Genomic DNA, 21907 nt, shown 5'->3' on the forward strand with positions numbered 1-21907 from the left:
GGTCGGATCCCTTTGCGTGGCAAAGGGCTCTGACCCAAGGATGCGCGCCGGGGTCAGAGCCCTTTCCCAACGGAAAGGGATCCGACCCCAACCTGCCTGATCCTGAATGGCTGCGGTAGAGTCACACCACGCGCCCGCCTGACTGACATACCGTTTACGGGCAACAGGCGACACTGGACTTCGACCCGAGGCAAGGACACCCCCGCATGAGCAAGTTGACCGTAATCACCGACCGCGCCCTGGAGCGCGCCCTCGACCTCGCCCACACCGCCGGCGATGGCCTGAAGAGCGCCGGCGGCAGCCTGCGGCACCTCGGCCCGCAGGCCAGCGACTGGATCAAGACCGGCGCCGCGCTTGGCGCGGTGAAGACCGGCGGCAAGGTCGCTACCAAGTTCGCCCGCCGCAATCCGGCGGTGACCATCGCGGCGGCTGCGGTGGGCGTGGGCCTGCTGGGCTACGCGCTGTACCGCAAGCAGCAGAAGAAGAAGGCCGCCAATGGCCATGTCGTGAACGGCCAGGCCCAGCGCATCAATGCGCGCGATCGCCGCAACGACACCGTGGTCGACGAGCACAGCGATATCGGCAGCGACGCCTGACTGGCCGGGGTCGGATCCCTTCCGCAGGAAGGGCTCTGATCCCATGACGCTGCACGAGGGCCGGACGCCGCAAGGCCTCCGGCCCTTTTTCGTTTCAGCCGATCTGCCGCCACTGCCCCGGCTGCAGGTCATCCAGCCGGTACGGCCCCATCGCAGCGCGTACCAGGCGCAGCGTCGGCAGGTTCACGGCCGCGGTCATCCGCCGCACCTGGCGGTTGCGTCCTTCGCGGATCGTGATCGCCAGCCAGCTGTCGGGCACCGTCTTGCGGAAACGCACCGGTGGATCGCGCGGCCACAGCTCAGGCGCAGGATCGAGGCGCTCGATCTTCGCCGGCAGCGTCGGACCATCATTGAGCACCACGCCATCGCGCAGCTGCTGCAGCTGCTCGTCGCTGGGCTTGCCTTCCACCTGCACCCAGTAGAGCTTGTCCGCCTTGTGCTTCGGGTCGGTCAGCTTGTGCGCCAGCGTGCCGTTGTCGGTCAGCAGCAGCAGGCCTTCGCTGTCATGGTCGAGGCGGCCGGCAGCGTAGACGCGCGGCGGCAAGCCGAAACCGGCCAATGTCGGCCGCGGCGGCACGCTGCGGTCGGTGAACTGGCAGAGCACGTTGAACGGCTTGTTGAAGGCAATCAGCATTACGGGCGCGGCAGGCGGCGGGTAAGGCATTGTCCCACGCCGCGCGTCGTGCAACCGACCTGTAGAGCCGAGCCGATGCTCGGCTGCTGTTGCGATCCGTCGCGCTGTGCGCGATGAGCCGAGCATGGGCTCGGCTCTACACTGGGGAATCCGCGCTGGCAGTACGACGTGCCGGCTTACGGCTTGATGAAGCGCAGGGTCATGCGGTCACTTTCGCCGATCGCCTGGTACTTCGCATCATCGGCCTTGTCGTGCTGGTTGGTCGGCGGCAGGGTCCAGACGCCATTCGGATGGTCCTTGGTATCACGCGGGTTGGCATTGACCTCGGTGCGCGCATCCAGCTTGAAACCGGCAGCCTCGGCCATCGCGATCACCTGCTGCTGGCCGACATAGCCGGTGTCGTCAGCGTCGGCCACGTCGGCCTTGGCGCGGTGCTCGACCACGCCGAGCACGCCGCCCGGCTTGAGCACGTTGAAGAAGCCCTGGAACATGCCCTGCGCCTGGCCCGCCTTGCGCCAGTTGTGCACGTTGCGGAACGTCAGCACCACATCGGCCGAGTTGGCCGCGCCGAACACAGGCTTGGCCGGGTCGTAGGCGACGACGGTGGTCTTGTCGAACTGTGCCGGTGCGGCGGCGTACTTCTTTTCCAGGCTGTCGCGGCTGCGCTGCTGGTAGTCGCGGCCGCGGCCTTCCGCCACGGCCTGCGGATCGACCACCGCAGCGATGTAATGACCCTTGTCGCGCAGCAGCGGCGCCAGGATTTCCGAGTACCAGCCATTGCCGGGCGTGATCTCGATGACGGTCTTTGCCGGCGCCACGCCGAAGAAGCCCAGCGTCTGCGCAGGATGACGGAAACCGTCGCGCTTGACGTTGGCCGGGTCGCGGGTCGACGCCTTCACCGCCGCATCGATCGCCGGCGACACCTGGATCTTTGCCGGTGCGACCGTGGCCGGTGCAGCGAATGCGGGAACGGCGACCAGCAGCGCCGAGGCAAGCAGCACGCGGCAACCACGCAGGGATGAGGCAGCAATCATCGGGGCGACTCCAGCGGAAGATGCGGCGAGACTAGCAGCCGCCGCGCCGCAGGTGTTCACAAAACGTTAGCCGCGTGCACGTCGCGGAACACAGTTTTGTGGTCAGCGCCGCAGCGCGGTCACACATCGCGCTCTATCCTGAAGGACTTCCCCCAAGGAGTCCGTGCCCATGACGGCAATCCGCGAACTGGGCCGTTCCGGCCTGCATGTAGCTCCGCTCGCCTTCGGTGGCAACGTATTCGGCTGGAGCGCCGATGAGAAGGCCAGCTTTGCGCTGCTGGATGCCTTCGTCGATGCCGGCTTCAACCTGGTCGACACCGCCGATGTGTATTCAGCGTGGGTGCCGGGCAACCAGGGTGGCGAATCGGAGACCCTGCTCGGCAAGTGGTTCGCGCGCAGCGGCAAGCGCGACAAGGTGGTGCTGGCGACCAAGGTGGCCAAGTGGGCCGAGCGGCCCGGCCTGACCCCGGACAACATCAATGCAGCGGTGGAAGATTCGCTGCGTCGGCTGCAGACCGATGTCATCGATCTGTACCAGGCTCACGAGGACGATGAATCCACGCCGCTGGAAGCCACCCTGGCTGCGTTCGGTCGCCTGATCGAGGCAGGCAAGGTGCGCGCGATCGGTGCGTCCAACTACAGCGCCACGCGCCTGGCCGAAGCGCTGAAGGTGTCCACCGACTACAAGCTGCCGCGTTACGAAACCCTGCAGCCGGAGTACAACCTGTACGACCGCGCCGGCTACGAGAAGGAACTGGAACCGCTGGTGCAGCGCGAGCAGATCGGCGTTATCAACTACTACGCACTGGCCAGTGGCTTTCTCAGTGGCAAGTACCGCACGCCGGATGATGCCAGCAAGAGCAGCGCGCGTGGTGCCACCGTGGTCAAGCGCTATCTGAACCCGCGCGGCCTGCGCATCCTGCAGGCGCTGGATGATGTGGCCAGCAAGCACAACGCCACTGCCGCGCAGATCGCGCTGGCCTGGCAGATCGCACGGCCGTCGATCACCGCACCGATCGTCAGCGCCACCAGCGTCGAGCAGCTGCACGACCTGCTGGCGGCGGCGAACGTGGCGTTGAGCGTGCAGGATGTGGCGCAGCTGGATGCGGCCAGCGTGGAAGGCTGAGGAAGGATGGTGCCGACCAACGTCGGCACCGTTCAGTAGATCCACGCCACGCGTGAATGCAGTAGCTCAACGCGGCAGGCTGTCTTCGCCGACCAGCGCATGGTGCACGCCGATACCCGCGCGCACGCCTTCGGCCATGGCCAGGGTGATGTTACCGACCGTGGTCGCATCACCGGCCGCATGGACGTTCGGCACCGAGGTCTGTTTCATCATGTCCACCTCGATCAGCACGCCCAGCGGACTTTCCACCAGCGCGCAGCCCAGCTGCTGCACCAGCGGCGTGGCCATCGCCTGGCCGGCAGGCACGAACAGCGCACGCTGGGCGACTCGGCGGCCATCGGCAAGTTCCACTTCCAGCCAGGTGGGCTGCTCACCGTGCACGCCGATGACCGGCGTGGTTTCGATCTGCACGCCGCGCTGCTGCATGGCGGCCAGTTCCTCGTCGCTGATCGGCAGGCCCTGGCTGAAGAAGGTGACGTTGCCCCAATCGGCGAACAGCGGCGCCTTGCCGGCCGACATCGGATGGCCGCCGAGCAGGCCGATCGAACCGCCACCCACTTCGTAACCGTGGCAGTACGGGCAGTGCAGCACGGTGCTGCCCCAGCGTTCGGCCATGCCGGGCAGGTCGGGCAACTGGTCGGCGATGCCGGTGGCCAGCAGCAGCTTGCGCGCGGTCAGCACCTGACCGTCGGCGGTATGCACCTCCACGCCATCGGCGCTGGCGGTGGCCCGCACGGCTTCGGCATTCAGCCAACGCACGGTCGGGTAGTCCAGCAACTGCTGGCGTGCGTTCTTCAGCAACTCGGCGCCACTGATCCCGTCCATGCCCGGCACGCCGTGCGAATGGCTGGCGAAGCGGTTTCGCGGCGAACCCGCGTCGATGATCGTGACCGGCCGGCGCGCACGCGCCAGGATCAGACCGGCAGCGATGCCGGCGTAGCTGCCACCGACAATGAGGACATCAGGATTCATGGTGAGCTTCCAGGGAACGGTGATGGGCAAGATGGCGGGCGAAGTCGGCGCCGAGCTGGTCAAGGGTGGTTGCCTGCAGCCGCTGTTCGAGCAGGCGCTGCGCTTCGCGGGCACTCTCCAGCAGGGCCTGGTTGACCAGCTGCTGGATCGGGCAGCCGCCCATGCCTTCGCGGGTACCGACCTGGACCATCGGCGGCGCGCCGATGGCCTGGTAGACGTCGTGCAGGGTGATCGTGGCCGCATCGCGGGCGAGCTGGCTGCCGCCACCGTGGCCGCGCGTGCTGCGGACCAGGCCGGCCTTGTGCATCTGCGCCAGCAGTCGCCGGATCACCACCGGATGGGTCGGCAGGCAGGTGGCCAGCTGTTCGGAGGTTCGCGGCCCGGGCTGGCCAACCAGATGGGCCATCACGTGCAGGGCGTCGGAAAGCGGGTTCGCGGATTTCATGTAACTACAATAGTTACATTTAAACCGGCTGTCGAGGGTCTGCTTTCGTTCCATATGGACACATTTGTCCTATTAAACACATCCTTCACATCACTAAACAGAACGGGAATGTGACACGCATCGCACTTCAGAGACCTAAAGGATGGTCGATACCGCATCGCACCCCTTCCGAGATCTCGTCCCATGAAAGCCTCTTCCCATGCGCCGCGGCTGCAGTCGAAGCTGCTCGGCGCCGTTTCTGTTGGTCTGGCCGTTGTCCTGGTATGCGCCCTGGCGGGCCTGGCGTCTGCCTGGTTGAAGCTGTCCACCGAAGTCCCTCCGGAGGTCGCCCACAGCCGCGACGCCGAGCGCCTGCAGCGTGAGTTCCGCGGGCAGGTGCAGGAATGGAAGAACGTGCTGCTGCGCGGTCACGATGACGCGTTGCGCCAGCACCACCTGCAGGCCTTCGACAGCGAAGGCCGCCTCGTCGCCGAACTGGCCAAAGGCCTGGCGGCCAGCCCCGATGCGCGCACGCGTGAACTGGCGCAGGCGTTTTCCGGCCTGCACGCACAGCTGCAGCAGGATTACCACGCGGCACTGCAGGCCTTCGCTGACGCCGGCTACGATCCTGCGGCCGGCGATTCGCTGGTGCGTGGCAAAGACCGTCCGGTGGCGACCGCGCTGGATGCGTTGGGTACGCAGGCCACCCAGGTGGCCGAAGCCGCAGTGACCGCGCGTTCGCACCAGGCACGGCAGACGCTGCTGCTGTGCGCCGCACTGACCATTGGCGCGGCCGTGCTGCTGTTGATCGGCCTGGGCTGGTGGCTGCGGCGCGCCGTGGTGCAGCCGGTGCTGGCCGTGGAAGCGGCCGCGCGTGCGGTCGCTGCCGGCGATCTCGACTACCGCGTGCAGGTGCGCAGCCGCGACGAGATCGGTCGCCTGGCGCAGGCGATGCAGGCCGTGCAGAGCACCGTGCGCGGCGTGCTCGACGCGCAGACCGCGATGGCCAAGGCACACGATGCCGGCACGATCAGCCACCGCATGGACAGCAGCGCCTTCCCCGGCGCCTACGGCACGATGGTGGCCGACACCAACACCCTGGTCGATGCACACATCCAGGTGAAGATGCGCGCGATCGCGATCATGGGCCGCTATGCAGTGGGCGACCTCAGCCTGGACATGGAGCGCCTGCCGGGCGAAAAGGCGGTGATCACCCAGGCGCTGGATGCGGTCAAATCCAACCTCGGTGCGATCAACGGCGAGATCCGCCGCCTGGCCGAAGCCGCTGCCGCAGGCGACTTCAGCCAGCGCGGCGACAGCGCGCGCTTCGAGCATGATTTCCGCGCGATGGTCGATGGCCTGAACCGGTTGATGCAGACCACCGAACACAACCTCGGCGAGGTCTCGACGATGCTGCGCGCCATTGCCGATGGTCGCCTGGGGGCACGCATGCAGGGCGATTTCCAGGGCGTGTTCGCCCGCATTGCCGGCGATGCCAACACCACGGCGGCGCAGCTGGCCACGATCGTCACCGACATCAAGCACGCCTCGGGCAACATCCACACCGCCGCTGCCGAGATTGCCGCCGGCAACAACGACCTGTCGCGCCGCACCGAACAGCAGGCGGCGAACCTGGAAGAAACCGCTGCATCGATGGAAGAACTGACCTCCACCGTGCGCCAGAACGCCGAGCATGCACGGCAGGCGAACCAGCTGGCGATCGGTGCACACAGCGTGGCCTCGCACGGCGGTGAAGTGGTCGGCCAGGTGGTGGCGACGATGGACGCGATCGAAGGCTCCTCGCGGCAGATCGCCGACATCATCAGCGTGATCGACGGCATCGCATTCCAGACCAATATCCTGGCGTTGAATGCGGCGGTGGAAGCAGCGCGTGCCGGTGAGCAGGGCCGCGGCTTCGCGGTGGTCGCCAGTGAAGTGCGTACGCTGGCACAGCGCTCGGCGGCGGCAGCCAAGGAAATCAAGTCGCTGATCGAGGCGTCGGTGGAACAGGTGGGCCACGGTACGCAGCGTGTGCGCCAGGCCGGCGACACCATGGCCGAGATCGTCGCTTCGGTGCAGCGCGTGACCGACATCATGGCCGAGATCTCCGCTGCCTCGCAGGAGCAGTCGGCCGGCATCGAGCAGGTCAGCCAGACCATCATCCAGATGGACGGCACCACCCAGCAGAATGCTGCGCTGGTGGAAGAAGCGAGCGCGGCGGCACGCAGCCTGGAACAGCAGGCGAACCGGTTGATCGACTCGGTGGATGTGTTCGATCTGTCGACCACGGCGGCGGCAAAGGATGCCTTGGCGCGCGCGGCCTGATCCTTTGCAGGCAGCCGAGCATGGGCTCGGCTCTACACCGGGCCGTCGATCGTTCCGGGCTCGGCTCTACACCGGGCCGTCGGTCGTTCCGGGCTCTGTAGAGCCGAGCCTACGCTCGGCTCACATCAGCGCAGGTAATCCGATGCGGCCATCGCTTCACCCAGGTAATCCAGGAACGAGCTGATCCGTGCCGACACGGCCGTGTTGCGGTAGTACACCGCATGGATCGGCTGGTACACATCCATCGTCTGTGCGGCCAGCACCGGCACCAGCGTGCCGGCCGCACGATCACGTTCGGTCACGAAGTCGGACAGGCAGGTGATGCCCACGCCTTCCACCGCCAGCGTGCGCAGCGTCTCGCCGCTGGACACCGCGATATCCGGGCGCACCAGCAGCTGCCCGTCGGCATCGCCCGGCAGCGGCCAGCGGTTCAGCGATTCCGGTTCGTTGAAGCTGAGCAGCGTGTGCTGGCCCAGCGCCGCCACGCTGGCCGGCTCTCCGTGCGCGGCCAGATAGCCCGGGCTGGCCAGCACCTGCAGCCGGCAGCGCCCCAGCGGCCGCGCATGCAGCGTGGAATCAGCCAGCGGGCCGATGCGGATCGCCAGGTCGGTACGCCGTTCCAGCAGGTCGATGTAGCGCTCGGAACTGTTCAACTCCAGCTGCACCTCCGGATAGCGCGCGCGGTAGCCGGCCACCAGCGGCGCGATCACGTGCAGCACGAACGGCATCGCCGCATCCACCCGCAGCCTGCCAGCCGGGCGCTCGCGGCGCGCGGCCATCTGTTCCTCGGCCGATTCCACTGCATCGATGATCGCGCGCGCATGACGCAGGTAGGCCTCGCCCTCGGCGGTCAGGTGCAGGCGACGGGTGGTACGGGTCAGCAGGGTGGTGCCCAGCTTGTCCTCCAGCCGGCCCAGCGCGCGGCTCACGCCTGAAGGCGTCTGCCCCAGCTGCTCGGCGGCGGCGCTGATCGAACCGCTGTCGATCACCGCCAGGAAGGCCTGCATTTCGTCGAGGGTGGTTTTCATGCCGCCATTATTGACCACGCGGCAAGAGTGATTGGCGTGAAGACCGGTTTTTCGGCAAAGGTCGACCGCGCACACTGCGCCCCTTCCTTCGCTCTGGACACTGTCATGATCCGTGGCATTCCGCTCGCCCTGCTGGCGCTGACCCTCGGCGCCTTCGCCATCGGCACCACCGAGTTCGTCATCGTCGGCCTGATCCCGACCATCGCCGCCGACCTCCAGGTCAGCCTGCCGTCGGCCGGCCTGCTGGTCTCCCTGTATGCCCTCGGCGTGGCCGTCGGCGCACCGGTGCTGACCGCGCTCACCGGCCGCGTACCGCGCAAGACCCTGCTGGTCGCGCTGATGGTGCTGTTCACCCTCGGCAACGTCATCGCGTGGATGGCACCGGGCTACACCTCGCTAATCGTCGCCCGCATCCTCACCGGCCTGGCCCACGGGGTGTTCTTCTCCATCGGCTCGATCATCGCCACCGCCGTGGTGCCGAAGGAGAAGGCCGCCAGTGCCATCGCCATCATGTTCACCGGCCTGACCGTGGCGCTGGTGACCGGCGTACCGCTGGGTACCTTCATCGGCCAGCACCTGGGCTGGCGCGCCACGTTCCTGGCCGTGGCCGGGCTGGGCGTGATCGCGCTGCTGGGCGCTCTGCTGTTCGTGCCTCGCGGCCTGGCGCAGAGCGCGCCGGCCACCTTCCGCCAGCAGCTGGGCGTGCTTGCGCAGCCGCGCCTGCTGATGGTCTACGCCATCACCGCACTCGGTTACGGCGGCACCTTCCTGTCCTTCACCTACCTGACGCCGATCCTGCAGGACGTCACCGGCTTCTCCGCCAACGCGGTCAGCCTGGTGCTGCTGGTGTATGGCGTGTCGGTGGCGATCGGCAACCTGTGGGGCGGCCGCATGGCCGACCGCATGGGCCCGGTGCCCGCGCTGAAGCGCATCTTCGCGCTGCTGGCCGTGGTGCTGCTGGTGATGACCTTCACCGCCCACAACACCTGGTTGATGCTGCTGACCGTACTGGCATTGGGCGCGGTGGCATTCGGCAACGTGCCCGGCCTGCAGGTGTATGTGGTCAAGCAGGCACAGCGCTACGCACCGCAGGCCACCGATGTGGCCTCGGGCCTGAACATCGCCGCGTTCAACATCGGCATCGCGCTGGGTGCATCGCTGGGTGGCCTGGTGGTCGAACACATCGGCCTGATGCACACGCCGTGGCTGGGCGCGCTGGTGGTGGTCGGCGCGTATGGCCTGACCGTGCTGAGCGGTCGCCTGGACCGTCGCGACGGCATCGATGATCGCGCCGAAGGCATCACCATTGCGGCGCATTGATGAGCGCAATGCACCGTTGCCGGCATGCACACGGCCCCTGCCCTACCCTTTGCAATCACCTCCTTCCCCCGCTTTGGAGTTCCCCATGACTGTCCCCGCTTTCGGTCTCGGCACCTTCCGCCTGAAAGACCAGACCGTGATCGACTCGGTGCGCAACGCACTGGACGTCGGCTACCGCGCCATCGACACCGCGCAGATCTACGGCAACGAAGCCGAGGTCGGCCAGGCCATCGCCGAGTCCGGCGTGCCGCGTGACGAGATCTACCTGACCACCAAGGTGTGGATCACCGAGTTCAAGCGCGACGCACTGCTGGCGAGCCTGCGTACCAGCCTGGAAAAGCTGCGCACCGACCATGTCGACCTGGCGCTGATCCACTGGCCGTCGCCGAACGACAAGGTCGATACGCCGATGGAGGAGTACCTGGCCGCGCTGGCCGAAGCCAAGGCACAGGGACTGACCCGCGAGATCGGCATCTCCAACTTCACCATCGCCCAGACCCGCAAGGCGATTGAAATCCTCGGCGCCGATGCGATCGCCACCAACCAGGTCGAGATCCACCCGTACCTGCAGAACCGCCTGCTGGTGAAGTTCCTGCAGGACAACGGCATCCGCGTCACCGCGTACATGAGCCTGGCCTATGGCGAGGTGATCAAGGACCCGGTGATCCAGGCCATCGCCGGCCGCCACCAGGCCAGCCCGGCGCAGATCGCACTGGCGTGGGCGCTGCAGCAGGACTACGCGGTCATTCCGTCGTCGACCAAGCGCGAGAACCTGGCCAGCAACCTGGAAGCGGCAGCGATCCGCCTGACCGAGGACGACATGGCGCAGATCGCCAAGCTGGACCGCGGCCATCGCCTGGCCAATCCGGAAGGCATTGCGCCGGCCTGGGATTGAGCAAAAGCCGCCGGGCATGGCCCGGCGCTACCGGTAGGTGCCGACCTTGGTCGGCGCTTACCTCTGGTCGATCGATGAAACACCGTGCCGACCAAGGTCGGCACCTACCAGAAGCGTGGGTTCAACCCTCACCCTGCAACAACCACCCGCGCATCGCCGCACTCACCTCGTCCGGCTTTTCCATCGGTGCCAGGTGCCCGCAATCAGGCACCACCACCAGCTGCGAATGCGGCACCAGCGCGTGCATCTCCTCGCTCACCGCCAACGGCGTGATGCGGTCGTTCGCACCACAGACAATCAGCAGCGGATCGCGGTAAGCGGCCAGCACGTCGTGGCCATCACTGCGTTCCAGCGCGCTCTGCCGCAGGAATACCTCCGCACCCAACCGCGCGGTCATGTCGCGCACGCGCTGCACCAGCACGTAGTCGTCCAGCCGCGAGGCATCGATGTAGCTGCGCATCAGCACATCGCCGAAACCGTGGAACTTGCCCGGCAGGCGCACGCTGGCACGCTGGCTGCGGCGCTGTTCGGCGCGTTCCGCGGAGTCGGCATGGATCGAGGTGTCGATCAGGGCCAGCTGCAGCACGCGCTCAGGCGCCGTGCGCAGGATCTGCTGGGCGACGAAGCCGCCCAGTGAGAAACCGGCCAGCGCGAATCGGGGGGGCGCCTGCGCCAGCACGTCCTCGGCCACCGCCTGCAGGGTCTCGCCCCGGGTCTGGTCGCCCACGGTGCAGTCGGCGATATCGGCCAGGTCGGCCAGCTGCGCGCGCCAGAGTTCGGCATCGTTGAGCAGGCCGGGGAGCAGCAGCAGCGGAATACGGTCGGTCATGCGGGTATTGTGGCGCCTTCAAACCCACAACACGACCACACAGCCATGGCCGATCCCTACAACAGTGGCACTCCCACCACCTCCGCAGCGCGCTTCGATGATTCGATGGTCACCACCGCCTTCGAGCTGCCCGGCTACCGCATCGCACGCAACCTGGGCGTAGTGCGTGGCATCACCGTGCGCTCGCGCTCGATCGTCGGCAACTTCCTCGGCGGCCTGCAGACGATCTTCGGCGGCAACATCACCATCTACACCGAGTTGTGCGAGCAGGCGCGCGAGGAAACCTACCGAGACATGGTCAAGCACGCGCGGCAGCTGGGCGCCAACGCGGTCATCGGCATGCGCTACGACGCCACCGATGTGATGACCGGCCTGACCGAGGTGCTGTGCTATGGCACGGCGGTGGTGGTGGAACCGTTGCGCTGAATCCGGCGTTCCGCCGGGCATGGCATCAAGTGCAGCCGAGCGTGGGCTCGGCTCTACAGCGGAGGCGCAGCGACTTCCACCTGCTGCACCGGCAGCGTCACCATCATCACCGTCGGGTCGTCCGGGTCCAGTTTGGTCTTGAAGCCCAGGCTCTGGCACATCGCCAGCATGGTGCTGTTCTCGCGCAGCACCTGGCCTTCCACCACGTCCAGGCCCAGCCACTTGGCGTACTCGATCATGATCGCCATCAGGCGCCAGCCGATGCCATGGCCCTTCAGGTCCGAGCGGATCAGGATGCCGTACTCGCCGCGGTGATAGTCCGCATCGGCATGCAGTCGCACCGCACCGAGCATTTCACCGGTGCGCGGCTCAATGGCCACCAAGGCGATCGAGCGCGCGTAGTCCAGCTGGGTCAGGCGGGCAATGAACTCGTGGCTGAAGTGCTTGACCGACTGGAAGAAGCGCAGGCGCAGATCCTCATCGCTGACGCGCGCGAAGAACGCACGGAACAACGCGTCATCTTCCGGCCGCACCGGGCGTACGAACGCGCGACCGCCATCGGACAGCTCGATGGTGCGCTCCCATTCCTTCGGGTACGGGAACACGGCGAAGCGTGGATGGCCACGCCCTTTGTGCAGGATGCGCGACGGGGCAACCGCCACGCGCGCGTCCAGCGCCAGGATGCCCTTGCTGTCCACCAGCAACGGGTTGATGTCCAGCGTGCGCACTTCGGGAATATCCGCTGCCAGCTGCGCCAGCTTGACCAGCGCCAGCGCCAGTGCGCGCTCGTCGGCCGCTGGCACATCGCCGTAGGCCTTGAGGATGCGCGAGGCGCGGGTCTGGCCGATCAGCTCGTGGGCCAGGCGCAGGTCCAGCGGCGGCAGCGCCAACGCCTTGTCATTGATCACTTCCACCGCCGTGCCACCACGGCCGACCACGATTACCGGGCCGAACGTGGCGTCGTCGGCGATACCGACGATGAGCTCGCGTGCCTTCGGGCGGACGATGGTCGGCTGCACCAGCAGGCCGTCGATGCGGGCGTCCGGTCGCAGCTGTCGCGCACGGGCAAGGATCGCCTTGGCCGCGCTCTGCACCGCAGGCAGCGTCGCCAGATTGAGTCGCACGCCATCCACTTCGGATTTGTGCGGAATATCGGGCGACAGGATCTTCAGCGCGACGGTCGCGCCACGCTCCAGCAGCGGTTGCGCCAGATCCATCGCCTCGTGCGCATCGCGCGCGTGCATCACCGGCGCAGAAGGAATGCCGTAGGCCTTCAGCAGCTCATGGGTGGCCAGCGGATCCAGCCAGCCTTGACCGTTGGCCAGCGCGGCCTCGACCAGCGCGCGTGCACGCACGGTATCCACGCTGAAGTCCTGCGGCAGGCTGGGCGGCGTTTCCATCAACGCGTTCTGTGCTTCGCGGTAACGCACCAGATGCTGGAAACCGCGCACGGCCTCGGCTTCGGTGGGATAGGTCGGCACGCGTGCCGCATTGAGAGTGGCGGTGGCCTGGTCGTCGTTGCCCAGCCACACCGCGAACACCGGCTTGTCACGGTGATGACGCGGGCGCAGGCCCAGCGTGCGGGTCAGCGCCTGCGCGGCGTCGGCCGAGGAGGTGAACGCCGTGGGCACGTTGACCACCAGCACCGCGTCGTTCTCGTTGTCGGCCAGCAGCGCCTCGATGGCCGTGGCATAGCGATCACCATCGGCATCGACCACGATGTCGACCGGGTTGCTGCGCGACCAGCCCTGCGGCAGTACTGCATCGAGCTTCTGCACGGTGCTGTCGGACAGTTGCGCCAACGTGCCATGCAGGGCGATCAGCTGGTCCACCGCCAGGTGGCCGACACCGCCGCCGTTGCTGAGGATGGCCAGGCGACGCCCGGGGAAGGTACCCAGGCGGCCCAGCGATTCGGCTGCGGTGAACAGTTCGTCCAGCGCACTCACCCGCAGCAGGCCGGCACGGTTGAATGCCGCGCCGTAGACATCATCAGCGCGCGCCAGTGCCTGCACGTGGGTATCGGCGCTGCCCGGCTGCACCCGTTCGGCGCGGCCGGACTTCACCACCACCACCGGCTTGGCACGCGCAGCGGCACGTGCGGCCGACATGAATTTGCGGGCGTCCTTGATCTGCTCGACGTAGAGCAGGATGGCGCGGGTACGGTAGTCGGTGGCGAAATAGTCCAGCAGGTCGCCGAAGTCCACGTCCATGGTGTCGCCCAGCGAGACCACGGCGGAGAACCCCACCGAACGTGCCACGCCCCACTCCACCAGGGCGGCGGCGATCGCCGAGGATTCGGAGATCAGCGCGAGGTCGCCGGCCTGCGGGAAATGCGCGGCGATGCTGGCATTGAGCCGTGCATGCGGTGCGATCACGCCCAGGCAGTGCGGGCCGAGGATGCGCAGGCCATGCGCGCGCGCGGCCGCCTCCACCTGTGCCCACGGCGAACCCGGGCCTTCACCCAGATGCGCGGTGAGGATGATCGCGGCCTGTACGCCACGTTCGGCGGCGGTGCGTACCACCTGCGGCACGATGGCGGCCGGCGCGGTGATCACCACCAGTTCCGGTACCCAGTCCAGGTCCTTCAAGCGTTTGACCGTGCGGATGCCATCGATCTCGGCGTGGCGCGGGTTGATCCATGCCACCTTGCCGGGGAAGCCGGTGCCACGCAGGTTGCGCATCACTGCGCGGCCGGCCGAGCGCTCACGCGGGCTGCCGCCGATCACCGCGACCGACTGCGGACGGAACACGGACTGCAGGTGGTAGGTACTCATGTGCCTACGTTACACGGACCGGTGCTGCGGCGGCATGATCGTGCGCAGGAACCTGGCATCGCATCCACGCATGGCGTGGATCTACTACGGCGGCCACGACCGATACATCCACGCATGGCGTGGATCTACCACGGCTGCCAGGACCAGTAGATCCACGCCATGCGTGGATGACGCCCCCTTACAGTAGATCCACGCCATGCGTGGATGACGCCCCCTTACAGTAGATCCACGCCATGCGTGGATGACGCCCCCGTTACAGCAGGGTGCCGTGCAGGATCATCGCGGCGATGCTGAAGTAGATCACCAGGCCGGTCACATCCACCAGGGTGGCGACGAACGGGGCCGAGGCGCTGGCCGGGTCGAAGCCCAGCCGCTTGAGGATGAAGGGCAGCATCGACCCGGACAGCGAACCGAAGGTGACGATGCCCACCAGCGCGGCGCCGATGGTGATCGCCAGCAGGATCCAGTGCTCGCCGTAGTCATGGAAGCCACCAAGCTGCCAGATCACGATGCGTACGATGGCCAGGCAGCCGAGGATGGCACCGAGCACCATGCCAGTGGGCACTTCGCGCAGGGCCACCTTCCACCAGTCGCGCAGGCGCAGCTCGCGCAGGGCCAGGCTGCGGATCAGCAGCGAGGTCGCCTGCGAACCGGAGTTGCCGCCCGAGCTCATGATCAACGGAATGAACAGGGTCAGCACCACCGCGCGCGCCAGTTCGTCCTCGTAGTGCTGCATCGCGCTGGCGGTCAGCATCTCGCCCACGAACAGCACGCTCAGCCAGCCGGCGCGCTTGCGCAGCATCTCGAAAAAGCCGATCTGCATGTACGGCTTGTCCAGCGCTTCCATGCCGCCGAACTTGTGCGCGTCTTCGGTGGACTCTTCGATCAGTGCATCGAGAATGTCATCGACCGTGACGATGCCGAGCATGTGCTGCTGCGCGTCCACCACCGGGATCGCCAGCAGATCGTGGCGGCGGATCAGCCGTGCCACGTCTTCCTGGTCCATCTGCGCATCCACCATCACCGGCGGATTGACCTGGGCCACGTCCAGGATCGATTCCTCCGGCAGGCCGGTGATCAGCCGGCGCATGGTCACCACCTGCTGCAGCTGCTGGGTGGCCGGGTCGAGGACGTAGATCGCGTACACGGTCTCGCGCGTGCGCTCGACCTGGCGGATGTGCTGCAGGGTCTGGGCCACGGTCCAGGTGGCGGGCACGGCGACGAACTCGGTGGTCATCAGCGCACCGGCGGTGTTCGGCGGGTAGCTCAGCAGCTTCTGGATGGTCTGCCGGGCTTCGTTGCCCAGCAGCGGAATCAGCCGCGCGCGTTCTTCTTCATCCAGCTCGTGGACGATGTCGGTGGCACGGTCGTCGGCCATCAACCCCAGCAGCGCGGCGGCGCGTGCCGGCGGCAGCGCGGCAACCAGTTCGCCACTGCGGTGCAGCTCCGGCGCCTCCAGCATCTTCACTGCACGCGGCAACGACAGCGCAGCCAGCGTCTCGGCGGCGCGCTGCAGTTCGAGCGTGTTGAGGAATTCCACCGCGTCGGCGGTGTTGTAGTTCGCCAGCGGTGCCGACAATGCTGCGGCATCGGCCACCGGACGCAGCAATTGCTTCTGGTTCATGGTGATTCGCCTTCATGGGGTGCGACATCGCGCAACGCCAACGCAGGCAAACCGTCCCGATGTCAGGCGGTGGCCATCGCTGGCGTCGACCGAGGTCGACTTCTACTGTCGCTGGACATGGGTTGGGGACTCTGGAGGGGTGTACTGACGGACATGCCGGCAGCGGCGGGCAGTCTGGACCGGCGACCGGTGCAGGTCAACCCGCAGCCGGTGACCGGGCAAGGGGCCCACTGCCGTTCTCGTGCGTACACAGCCGCGCGCGCATAATGGCCAGGTGGCCTCCGCCGCGCTTCCCCCCCGCCGAACGGACGCACAGCCGGCCTTCCGATGACCAGGTATTCCCATGCATAGCGGTGGTCTGGAACTGGCACTGGTGCTGCTGCTGGCCGCGGTGATCGCGGTGCCGGTGTTCAAGAAGTTCGGCTTCGGCGCGGTGCTGGGCTACCTGGCGGCCGGCGTGGTGCTGGGGCCGGATGGCCTCGGCTTCGTGCAGGATGCCGACCGCATCCTCGGCGCGGCCGAGATCGGCGTGGTGATGCTGCTGTTCGTGATCGGGCTGGAGCTGTCCCCTGCCCGGCTGAAGGTGATGCGGCGCTCGGTGTTCGGTGCGGGCGCAGCGCAGGTGGCGCTGTCCGGGCTGGTGCTGGGCGGGCTGCTGCTGCTCGATCACTTCCAGTGGAAGAGCGCGCTGGTGGTGGGCGTGGCGCTGGCGCTGTCGTCGACCGCGGTCGGCCTGCAGCTGTTGTCCGAGCACAAGGCGATCAACAGCGACCACGGCCGGCTGGGGTTTGCCATCCTGCTGTTCCAGGACCTGATCGCCATTCCGCTGCTGGCCGCGATTCCGCTGCTGGGCGGGGTCAAGAACGAGACGCTGCGCTGGGAAGATGCGGCCGTCGCGCTGGGCGCGCTGGCGGTGGTGATCCTGTGTGGACGGCCGGTGCTGCGCCGCCTGTTCGGCATCATCGCGCGCACCCGCAGCCCGGAAGTGTTCACCGCTACTGCGCTGCTGGTGGTGCTGGGCACCGCCTGGTTCATGCAGGAAGCCGGCCTGAGCCCCAGCCTGGGAGCGTTCCTGGCCGGCGTGCTGCTGTCCGATTCGGAATTCCGGCACGAACTGGAATCGCAGATCGAGCCGTTCAAGGGCTTGCTGCTGGGCCTGTTCTTCATCGCCGTGGGCATGGGCATCGACCTCGACCGCATCGCCGCCGAGCCGTGGATGATCGCCGCGGGTGTGGCGATCCTGCTGGTGGTGAAGTTCAGCCTGCTGTACGCCATCGGCCGCATCGCCAAGCTCAGTTCGCGGCAGTCGCTGCTGCTGGGCAGCGTGTTGTGGCTGGGCGGCGAATTCGCCTTCGTGGTGTTCAACGAAGCGCAGCGTGCGCATCTGCTGGGCAATGCCAACCATGACCGGCTGGTGGCGATTGTCGGCCTGTCGATGGCGATCACCCCGTTGCTGATGATCGCCCTGCTGCGCCTGCTCGGCGAGGAGAAAGCCGCGCCACGCCAAGCGGCGGAGGCCGACAAGGTGGCGCCGGACAATCGCCCGAAGGTGCTGATTGCCGGCATGGGCCGCTTCGGCCAGGTGATCGCGCGCCTGCTGACCGCGCAGAAGGTGCCGTTCGTGGCGCTGGAAGCGAACCCGGACACCGTGGCCGACCTGCGCCGCTTCGGCAACCAGCTGTACTACGGCGACCCGACCCGGCCGGAGATGCTGCGCGCCGCCGGTGGCGAGCACATCGACGTGTTCGTGATCACCGTGGACGACCCGGAAACCAACCTGCGCGCGGTGCGCATGGTGCGCCGCCTGTACCCGGATGCGACGGTGCTGGCACGCGCACGCAACCGCCAGCATGCGTGGCGGTTGATGGACATGTCGGCCGAACCGTTCCGCGAAGTGTTCGGTACCAGCCTGGAAATGAGCGGGCGCGTGCTGACCGCGCTGGGCGTGGCCCCGAACGTGGCCGAGCGCCATGTGCAGCAGTTCCGCGAACACGACGAGAAGCTGCTGCGCGACCAGTACCTGGTCTACGACGACGAGGCGGCGGTGATCCAGACTTCGCGCGATGCGCGCAACGACCTGATGCACCTGTTCGAAGCGGACGCGGAAAGCGACGACAAGTAGATCCACGCCATGCGTGGATGTTGTTGTTTCCGTGCGCGGCGATCATCCACGCATGGCGTGGATCTACTGAAGGCATCCTGCCGACCAACGGTCGGCACCCACCAGGGGTAGGATCCCAAGGTATTGGGGTCAGAGCCCTTTCCGTTGGAAAGGGATCCGACCCCGGGCCGGTCAGCCGTTGTCGCGCAGGAACCTGGCCATCGACGATACGCCCGGCACGCGCGGCTCGAACTCGGCGGCGACGTCGATGAAGCCGCGCATCACCGCGATCTCGCGCGGGCTGCGGTTCAAGCCATCGCGCGCTTCCGGATCGGCACCGGCGCGCAGCAGGCGCTGCACCAGCAGCGGCAACCCGTGGAGGGCGGCCAGGTGCAACGGGCCGAAGCCACGCGGGTCGCGCACGTCCAGGCTCACGTCTTCATCGAGCAGGCGCTCGACCGCGGCCATCACCACCTGCTCGTCGCAGGCGGTGCCCGGTTCGGCGCGCGCGCCCATCAGCAGCAGCAGCGGCGTGACCGCACCGGCGGCGGCCTGGTCCGGTTCTGCACCGGCCAGCAGCAGGGTGTCGAGCAGCGCCAGCAGGCGCGAACGGTCGCGCGCACTGAAGCCATACAGGGCGGCGCAGTGCAGCGGTGCCAGCTGCTGGGCATCGCCGGCATGCACGTTGGCACCGGCGGTGAGCAGGCGCGCCACGATGTCCGGCAGGCCCAGCGCCGAGGCCAGCATCAGCACGGTGACGCCGCCCGGCAGGCGGTGTTCGAGCTGCGCACCAGCATCAAGCAGGGCCGAGACGATCTCGACCTGGCGCATGCTGACCGCCGCCGACAACGGCGTCGCACCACTGGCAGCGGCATGCTGCGGATCGGCGCCGCGCGCCAGCAGCAGGTCGACCACGGCCAGATGGCCACCGCCGGCAGCACGCAGCAGCGCGGTGCAGCCCTGCGCATCGACGGCGTCGACGGCAAAGCCCAGATCATTCAAACGACGCACGGCATCGACATCACCGGCCATCGCGGCGGCCGGCAGATCGCCTTCGCGCAGGGTCCTGCGCGGCAGCGGCCAGACCCGCCAGTCCAGCCAGTCGGCCAGATCGCGACGACCGATCGACAGCGCCACGCCCAGCGGCGTCTGCCCATCGGCAGCACGCGCTTCCGGCGAGGCGCCGTGCTGCACCAGCAGCTTCAGGGCACTTTCGCGCGCCAGTGCGGTGGCCAGATGCAGCGCGGTCATGCCATGGCTGTCACGTGCTTCACGGTCCACGCCGGTGGTGAGGAGGGCCTGCTGCAGGCGCAGCCACCCCAGGCGCACCGCCAGTGACAACGGCGGATCACCGGCCGGCGAGGCAGCAAACGGATCGGCGCCGCGTTCCAGCAGTTCCAGCGCCAGCTGTTCCAGGCCACGCGCCGCCTGGTCGTGCTGCGCGCAGGCGGCCAGGAAACGCGCCAGGCCACCACGGCCGGCCGGCGACAGGCCATGCTGCAGCATCACCTGCAGGGCTGGCACGGCATCGATACCGCGCGACAGCAGCGCGAACATCGGTGTATCGGCACAGGCGTCACGCACGTACGGATCGGCACCGTGGGCGAGCAGCCAGTCGACCGCACGCGGCTCCAGCGCCAGCTCCGGGTCGAGCAGCAGGCCACCCAGTTCTTCAGGCTGGCACAGCCTGGCCAGTGCGGCCATGCCATCGGTGTTGCCGAACCCCAGCGCCTCGCGCAGCAGGGTCAACGGCGGACGATCAGGCAGCAGGCCGCTGGCACTGGCCGCCTCACCGCGCTCGGCCAGGCCATCGCTGACGGCGGCAGGCAACGGATAGGACGGATCCAGCAGGGCGACGATCGCCCAGCGACCGGCTTCGGCGGCGTAGTCCACCGCGCGCCGGCCGGCCGGATCGCTGCCGTCGGCGGCGATGCCCAGTTCCAGCAGGCGCTTGATCAACAGCGGCGAAACGTCCTCGGCCATCGTTGCCAGCAGCACCGCGTTGCGGCCATCGGTGTCGACAGCAACCAGGTCGGGCTTGTGTGGCAGCAGGTGCTCGACCACGGCGGCGCGGCCGGCACGTGCAGCTTCCAGCCACGGGGTACGGCCGAGCGCGTCGCGCGCTTCCAGGTTGGCACCGGCGGCAAGCAGCACGCCGATGATGTCCACGTGGCCGGCCAGTGCCGCTTCATGCAGCGCGCTGCGGCGCTGGCGGTCACGCGCGTCGGCACGTGCCTTGTGCTTGAGCAGCAGCTGCACGCCGGCCGGATCATCGTCTTCGGTGGCGGCCGCGGCCAGCAGCACCGGGGTGCCGTCAGCCGGCTCGCTGCGGGCGCCGCGCTCCAGCAGGAAGCGCGCCAGGCGCCAGTTGCCGACCTGGCAGGCCACCGCCAACGGCGACCAGCCATCACGGTTCAGCGCGTCGACTTCAGCCGCTGCATCGCGCAGCAGCGCGGCCACGCCCGGGTCGGAACTGCGGGCGGCATGGTGCAGGGGCGTATTGCCCTCACTGTCGGTGGCGCGCGAATCGGCACCGTTGGCCAGCAAGGTCATCACCGCCTCCGGACGCCCATGCCAGCTGTCGCGGGTCGCGGCCAGCAGCGGGGTCATGCCGCGATGCGGCGCGTTCACATCGACGCCGCGGCCGATCAGCTCACGCAGCAGGCGCAGGTCCGGCAGGACGGCGGCGAGCACTGCCAGGCTGCGCTGGTCGCGCCAGTTCGGGTCAGGCAGGGAGTATGGATCGGCGCCGGCCTGCAGCAGCTGCAGCGCACGGTCGATACGGCCGTGGCGTGCGGCTTCGTACAGGGCCGGGGTCAGCTCTTGCGGCGCCAGGGCTTCCAGCGGCGTGGTGTCCACCACCGCGCTGAACAGCGTTTCGCGATCGACCGGCAGTTCAGCGCCAACCGCGCTGCGCAGCGACACGAGCGGCGCCGGTGCAATGCGCTGCAGCAGCAGGTGCAGCAGCGGCGACAGCAGCAGCACCGCCAGTGCCGACGGCCAACGCGCGCTTTCCGGCAGCAGGTCCGGCCAGGTCGGCAGTACCACCAGTGCCGCCAGGGCCATCACCAGGGCCGCCACGCCAAGACCACGCCAGGCGCTGAGGTCACGACCCGCCAGCGCCTGCCAATGCTGGGCCAGGCCACCATCGAGACGCTCGACATCGTTCCACAGCGGCCAGGTGCGCCATGCCGCCAGCAGGCCGGCGCTGACCAGCACGCTCAGGCCCAGCACCGCGGCCAGGCTGCCGCTGTCGCGCAGCGCGGCCAGCGGCCAGGCCAACAGCAGGGCCAGCAGCAACGGCGCGGCGGTCCACAGCGCCAGCAGGGCCGGCAGGTCCTGGCGGGCGATCACCTTCGGCGACAGCAGCGCACGGCTGCGCCGCCACCACGAAATCCCCAGCGCGAACGCCGGTTGGGCCAGCGCCGCCAGCACCGCGCCGGGCAGGCCACCCAGCGCCGATCCCAGCGCCAGCAAGGCACCGACGGTGAAGGCCAGCGACAGGGCGCGGGATCGGGAAAGCTCAGTCATAGTGGCGCAGCATCATGCTGCTCACCGACGGCGGCACCTGCAGGTAGAACCCGCGCTCGGTCAGTTCGCTGCGCACCTTGGCCGGGTCGGCCTGGGCCAGCTGGCGCTGCGCGTCCAGGGTCACTTCCAGCACGAAGACGAGCGAACCCAACGACGCCGACAGCGGCGCAGGCAAAGCGCTGAAGTCATCGCGTCGGGCGAGATAGACGTAGGTGTCCGGCTTGAGTTGGCTTTTATAGACGTAGGCGTGCATGTCCACGGGACGATA

The 21907-nt window shown here is 67.9% G+C and carries 17 protein-coding genes; 7 read left to right on the forward strand and 10 right to left on the reverse strand.

Translation table 11 applies throughout. The features are described from left to right. The first annotated feature begins 206 nt into the window (after positions 1-206). Positions 207-596 (forward strand): hypothetical protein, encoded by a 390-nt coding sequence (locus tag ACFX4F_RS07520; RefSeq protein ID WP_025877588.1) that lies wholly within the window; start codon positions 207-209, stop codon positions 594-596. Positions 597-690: 94 nt separating this feature from the next. On the opposite strand, the gene ACFX4F_RS07525 is transcribed toward ACFX4F_RS07520, so the two are convergent. Both ACFX4F_RS07525 and ACFX4F_RS07530 read right to left on the reverse strand, forming a co-directional pair. Then, the gene (locus ACFX4F_RS07525) at positions 691-1230 is read right to left on the reverse strand and encodes a pseudouridine synthase (RefSeq protein WP_380653740.1); all 540 of its coding nucleotides are present in this window, start codon (positions 1228-1230) and stop codon (positions 691-693) included. A 176-nt stretch (positions 1231-1406) separates the two neighbouring features. Then, positions 1407-2264: a class I SAM-dependent methyltransferase gene (locus tag ACFX4F_RS07530; protein WP_380653743.1), complete on the reverse strand. Its 858-nt coding sequence runs from the start codon at positions 2262-2264 to the stop codon at positions 1407-1409. A 169-nt stretch (positions 2265-2433) separates the two neighbouring features. Between ACFX4F_RS07530 and ACFX4F_RS07535 the strand changes: the two genes are divergently transcribed. Beyond that, the gene (locus ACFX4F_RS07535) at positions 2434-3390 is read left to right on the forward strand and encodes an aldo/keto reductase (RefSeq protein ID WP_089237704.1); all 957 of its coding nucleotides are present in this window, start codon (positions 2434-2436) and stop codon (positions 3388-3390) included. 66 nt (positions 3391-3456) lie between these two features. On the opposite strand, the gene ACFX4F_RS07540 is transcribed toward ACFX4F_RS07535, so the two are convergent. Further along, positions 3457-4362: an NAD(P)/FAD-dependent oxidoreductase gene (locus ACFX4F_RS07540; protein WP_375068831.1), complete on the reverse strand. Its 906-nt coding sequence runs from the start codon at positions 4360-4362 to the stop codon at positions 3457-3459. After that, positions 4352-4807, reverse strand: coding sequence for an Rrf2 family transcriptional regulator (locus tag ACFX4F_RS07545; protein ID WP_265951649.1), 456 nt, complete (start codon positions 4805-4807; stop codon positions 4352-4354). The genes ACFX4F_RS07540 and ACFX4F_RS07545 overlap by 11 nt, the downstream gene beginning before the upstream one ends. 183 nt (positions 4808-4990) lie before the next feature. On the opposite strand from ACFX4F_RS07545, the gene ACFX4F_RS07550 reads away from it, so the two are divergent. Then, positions 4991-7111 carry a methyl-accepting chemotaxis protein gene (locus ACFX4F_RS07550; protein WP_380653748.1) on the forward strand — a complete coding sequence of 707 codons (2121 nt, stop codon included), beginning with the start codon at positions 4991-4993 and terminating at the stop codon, positions 7109-7111. 125 nt (positions 7112-7236) lie between these two features. Here ACFX4F_RS07550 and ACFX4F_RS07555 read toward each other — a convergent pair whose 3' ends face one another. Continuing rightward, positions 7237-8139, reverse strand: a complete 903-nt coding sequence (locus tag ACFX4F_RS07555; RefSeq protein ID WP_380653751.1) for a LysR substrate-binding domain-containing protein — start codon at positions 8137-8139, stop codon at positions 7237-7239. Between the two features lie 105 nt (positions 8140-8244). Here ACFX4F_RS07555 and ACFX4F_RS07560 point away from each other — a divergent pair, with 105 nt between their 5' ends. Both ACFX4F_RS07560 and dkgB read left to right on the forward strand, forming a co-directional pair. After that, a complete protein-coding gene (locus ACFX4F_RS07560) occupies positions 8245-9459 on the forward strand; it encodes an MFS transporter (protein WP_099819864.1) in 1215 nt (404 codons plus the stop codon). 85 nt (positions 9460-9544) lie between these two features. Beyond that, positions 9545-10354, forward strand: a complete 810-nt coding sequence (gene dkgB, locus ACFX4F_RS07565) for a 2,5-didehydrogluconate reductase DkgB (protein WP_329834300.1) — start codon at positions 9545-9547, stop codon at positions 10352-10354. A gap of 121 nt (positions 10355-10475) precedes the next feature. Here the strand turns inward: dkgB and ACFX4F_RS07570 are convergent, their stop codons facing one another. After that, positions 10476-11183 carry an alpha/beta fold hydrolase gene (locus ACFX4F_RS07570; RefSeq protein ID WP_380653756.1) on the reverse strand — a complete coding sequence of 236 codons (708 nt, stop codon included), beginning with the start codon at positions 11181-11183 and terminating at the stop codon, positions 10476-10478. A 45-nt stretch (positions 11184-11228) separates the two neighbouring features. On the opposite strand from ACFX4F_RS07570, the gene ACFX4F_RS07575 reads away from it, so the two are divergent. Beyond that, complete coding sequence (locus ACFX4F_RS07575; RefSeq protein ID WP_380653759.1) at positions 11229-11609, forward strand: YbjQ family protein; 381 nt, start codon at positions 11229-11231, stop codon at positions 11607-11609. A 53-nt stretch (positions 11610-11662) separates the two neighbouring features. Here ACFX4F_RS07575 and ACFX4F_RS07580 read toward each other — a convergent pair whose 3' ends face one another. After that, positions 11663-14383, reverse strand: coding sequence for a bifunctional acetate--CoA ligase family protein/GNAT family N-acetyltransferase (locus tag ACFX4F_RS07580; RefSeq protein ID WP_380653762.1), 2721 nt, complete (start codon positions 14381-14383; stop codon positions 11663-11665). Between the two features lie 253 nt (positions 14384-14636). Continuing rightward, positions 14637-16007: a magnesium transporter gene (gene mgtE / locus ACFX4F_RS07585; RefSeq protein ID WP_099819869.1), complete on the reverse strand. Its 1371-nt coding sequence runs from the start codon at positions 16005-16007 to the stop codon at positions 14637-14639. Positions 16008-16350: 343 nt separating this feature from the next. On the opposite strand from mgtE, the gene ACFX4F_RS07590 reads away from it, so the two are divergent. Continuing rightward, positions 16351-18129 carry a monovalent cation:proton antiporter-2 (CPA2) family protein gene (locus tag ACFX4F_RS07590; RefSeq protein ID WP_099819870.1) on the forward strand — a complete coding sequence of 593 codons (1779 nt, stop codon included), beginning with the start codon at positions 16351-16353 and terminating at the stop codon, positions 18127-18129. Positions 18130-18300: 171 nt separating this feature from the next. Here ACFX4F_RS07590 and ACFX4F_RS07595 read toward each other — a convergent pair whose 3' ends face one another. Both ACFX4F_RS07595 and ACFX4F_RS07600 read right to left on the reverse strand, forming a co-directional pair. Beyond that, entirely contained in the window at positions 18301-21639 is a 3339-nt protein-coding gene (locus ACFX4F_RS07595) for an ankyrin repeat domain-containing protein (protein ID WP_380653766.1), read from the reverse strand. Beyond that, a complete protein-coding gene (locus ACFX4F_RS07600) occupies positions 21632-21892 on the reverse strand; it encodes a YcgL domain-containing protein (RefSeq protein ID WP_089237730.1) in 261 nt (86 codons plus the stop codon). The genes ACFX4F_RS07595 and ACFX4F_RS07600 overlap by 8 nt, the downstream gene beginning before the upstream one ends. Positions 21893-21907 lie beyond the last annotated feature (15 nt).

The organism is Stenotrophomonas sp. YIM B13575 (assembly GCF_042787595.1).
In the GTDB taxonomy this organism is placed as follows: domain Bacteria; phylum Pseudomonadota; class Gammaproteobacteria; order Xanthomonadales; family Xanthomonadaceae; genus Stenotrophomonas; species Stenotrophomonas lactitubi_B.

What these genes read in the sequence shown, in the direction of transcription:
- ACFX4F_RS07575 (WP_380653759.1), top strand. Translation starts at nt 11,229, where the DNA reads ATGGCCGATCCCTACAACAGTGGCACTCCCACCACCTCCGCAGCGCGC.
- dkgB (WP_329834300.1), top strand. Translation starts at nt 9,545, where the DNA reads ATGACTGTCCCCGCTTTCGGTCTCGGCACCTTCCGCCTGAAAGACCAG.
- ACFX4F_RS07595 (WP_380653766.1), bottom strand. Translation starts at nt 21,639, where the DNA reads ATGACTGAGCTTTCCCGATCCCGCGCCCTGTCGCTGGCCTTCACCGTC.
- ACFX4F_RS07525 (WP_380653740.1), bottom strand. Translation starts at nt 1,230, where the DNA reads ATGCTGATTGCCTTCAACAAGCCGTTCAACGTGCTCTGCCAGTTCACC.
- ACFX4F_RS07555 (WP_380653751.1), bottom strand. Translation starts at nt 8,139, where the DNA reads ATGAAAACCACCCTCGACGAAATGCAGGCCTTCCTGGCGGTGATCGAC.
- ACFX4F_RS07550 (WP_380653748.1), top strand. Translation starts at nt 4,991, where the DNA reads ATGAAAGCCTCTTCCCATGCGCCGCGGCTGCAGTCGAAGCTGCTCGGC.
- ACFX4F_RS07520 (WP_025877588.1), top strand. Translation starts at nt 207, where the DNA reads ATGAGCAAGTTGACCGTAATCACCGACCGCGCCCTGGAGCGCGCCCTC.
- ACFX4F_RS07540 (WP_375068831.1), bottom strand. Translation starts at nt 4,362, where the DNA reads ATGAATCCTGATGTCCTCATTGTCGGTGGCAGCTACGCCGGCATCGCT.
- ACFX4F_RS07530 (WP_380653743.1), bottom strand. Translation starts at nt 2,264, where the DNA reads ATGATTGCTGCCTCATCCCTGCGTGGTTGCCGCGTGCTGCTTGCCTCG.
- ACFX4F_RS07580 (WP_380653762.1), bottom strand. Translation starts at nt 14,383, where the DNA reads ATGAGTACCTACCACCTGCAGTCCGTGTTCCGTCCGCAGTCGGTCGCG.
- mgtE (WP_099819869.1), bottom strand. Translation starts at nt 16,007, where the DNA reads ATGAACCAGAAGCAATTGCTGCGTCCGGTGGCCGATGCCGCAGCATTG.
- ACFX4F_RS07590 (WP_099819870.1), top strand. Translation starts at nt 16,351, where the DNA reads ATGCATAGCGGTGGTCTGGAACTGGCACTGGTGCTGCTGCTGGCCGCG.
- ACFX4F_RS07535 (WP_089237704.1), top strand. Translation starts at nt 2,434, where the DNA reads ATGACGGCAATCCGCGAACTGGGCCGTTCCGGCCTGCATGTAGCTCCG.
- ACFX4F_RS07545 (WP_265951649.1), bottom strand. Translation starts at nt 4,807, where the DNA reads ATGAAATCCGCGAACCCGCTTTCCGACGCCCTGCACGTGATGGCCCAT.
- ACFX4F_RS07570 (WP_380653756.1), bottom strand. Translation starts at nt 11,183, where the DNA reads ATGACCGACCGTATTCCGCTGCTGCTGCTCCCCGGCCTGCTCAACGAT.
- ACFX4F_RS07560 (WP_099819864.1), top strand. Translation starts at nt 8,245, where the DNA reads ATGATCCGTGGCATTCCGCTCGCCCTGCTGGCGCTGACCCTCGGCGCC.
- ACFX4F_RS07600 (WP_089237730.1), bottom strand. Translation starts at nt 21,892, where the DNA reads ATGCACGCCTACGTCTATAAAAGCCAACTCAAGCCGGACACCTACGTC.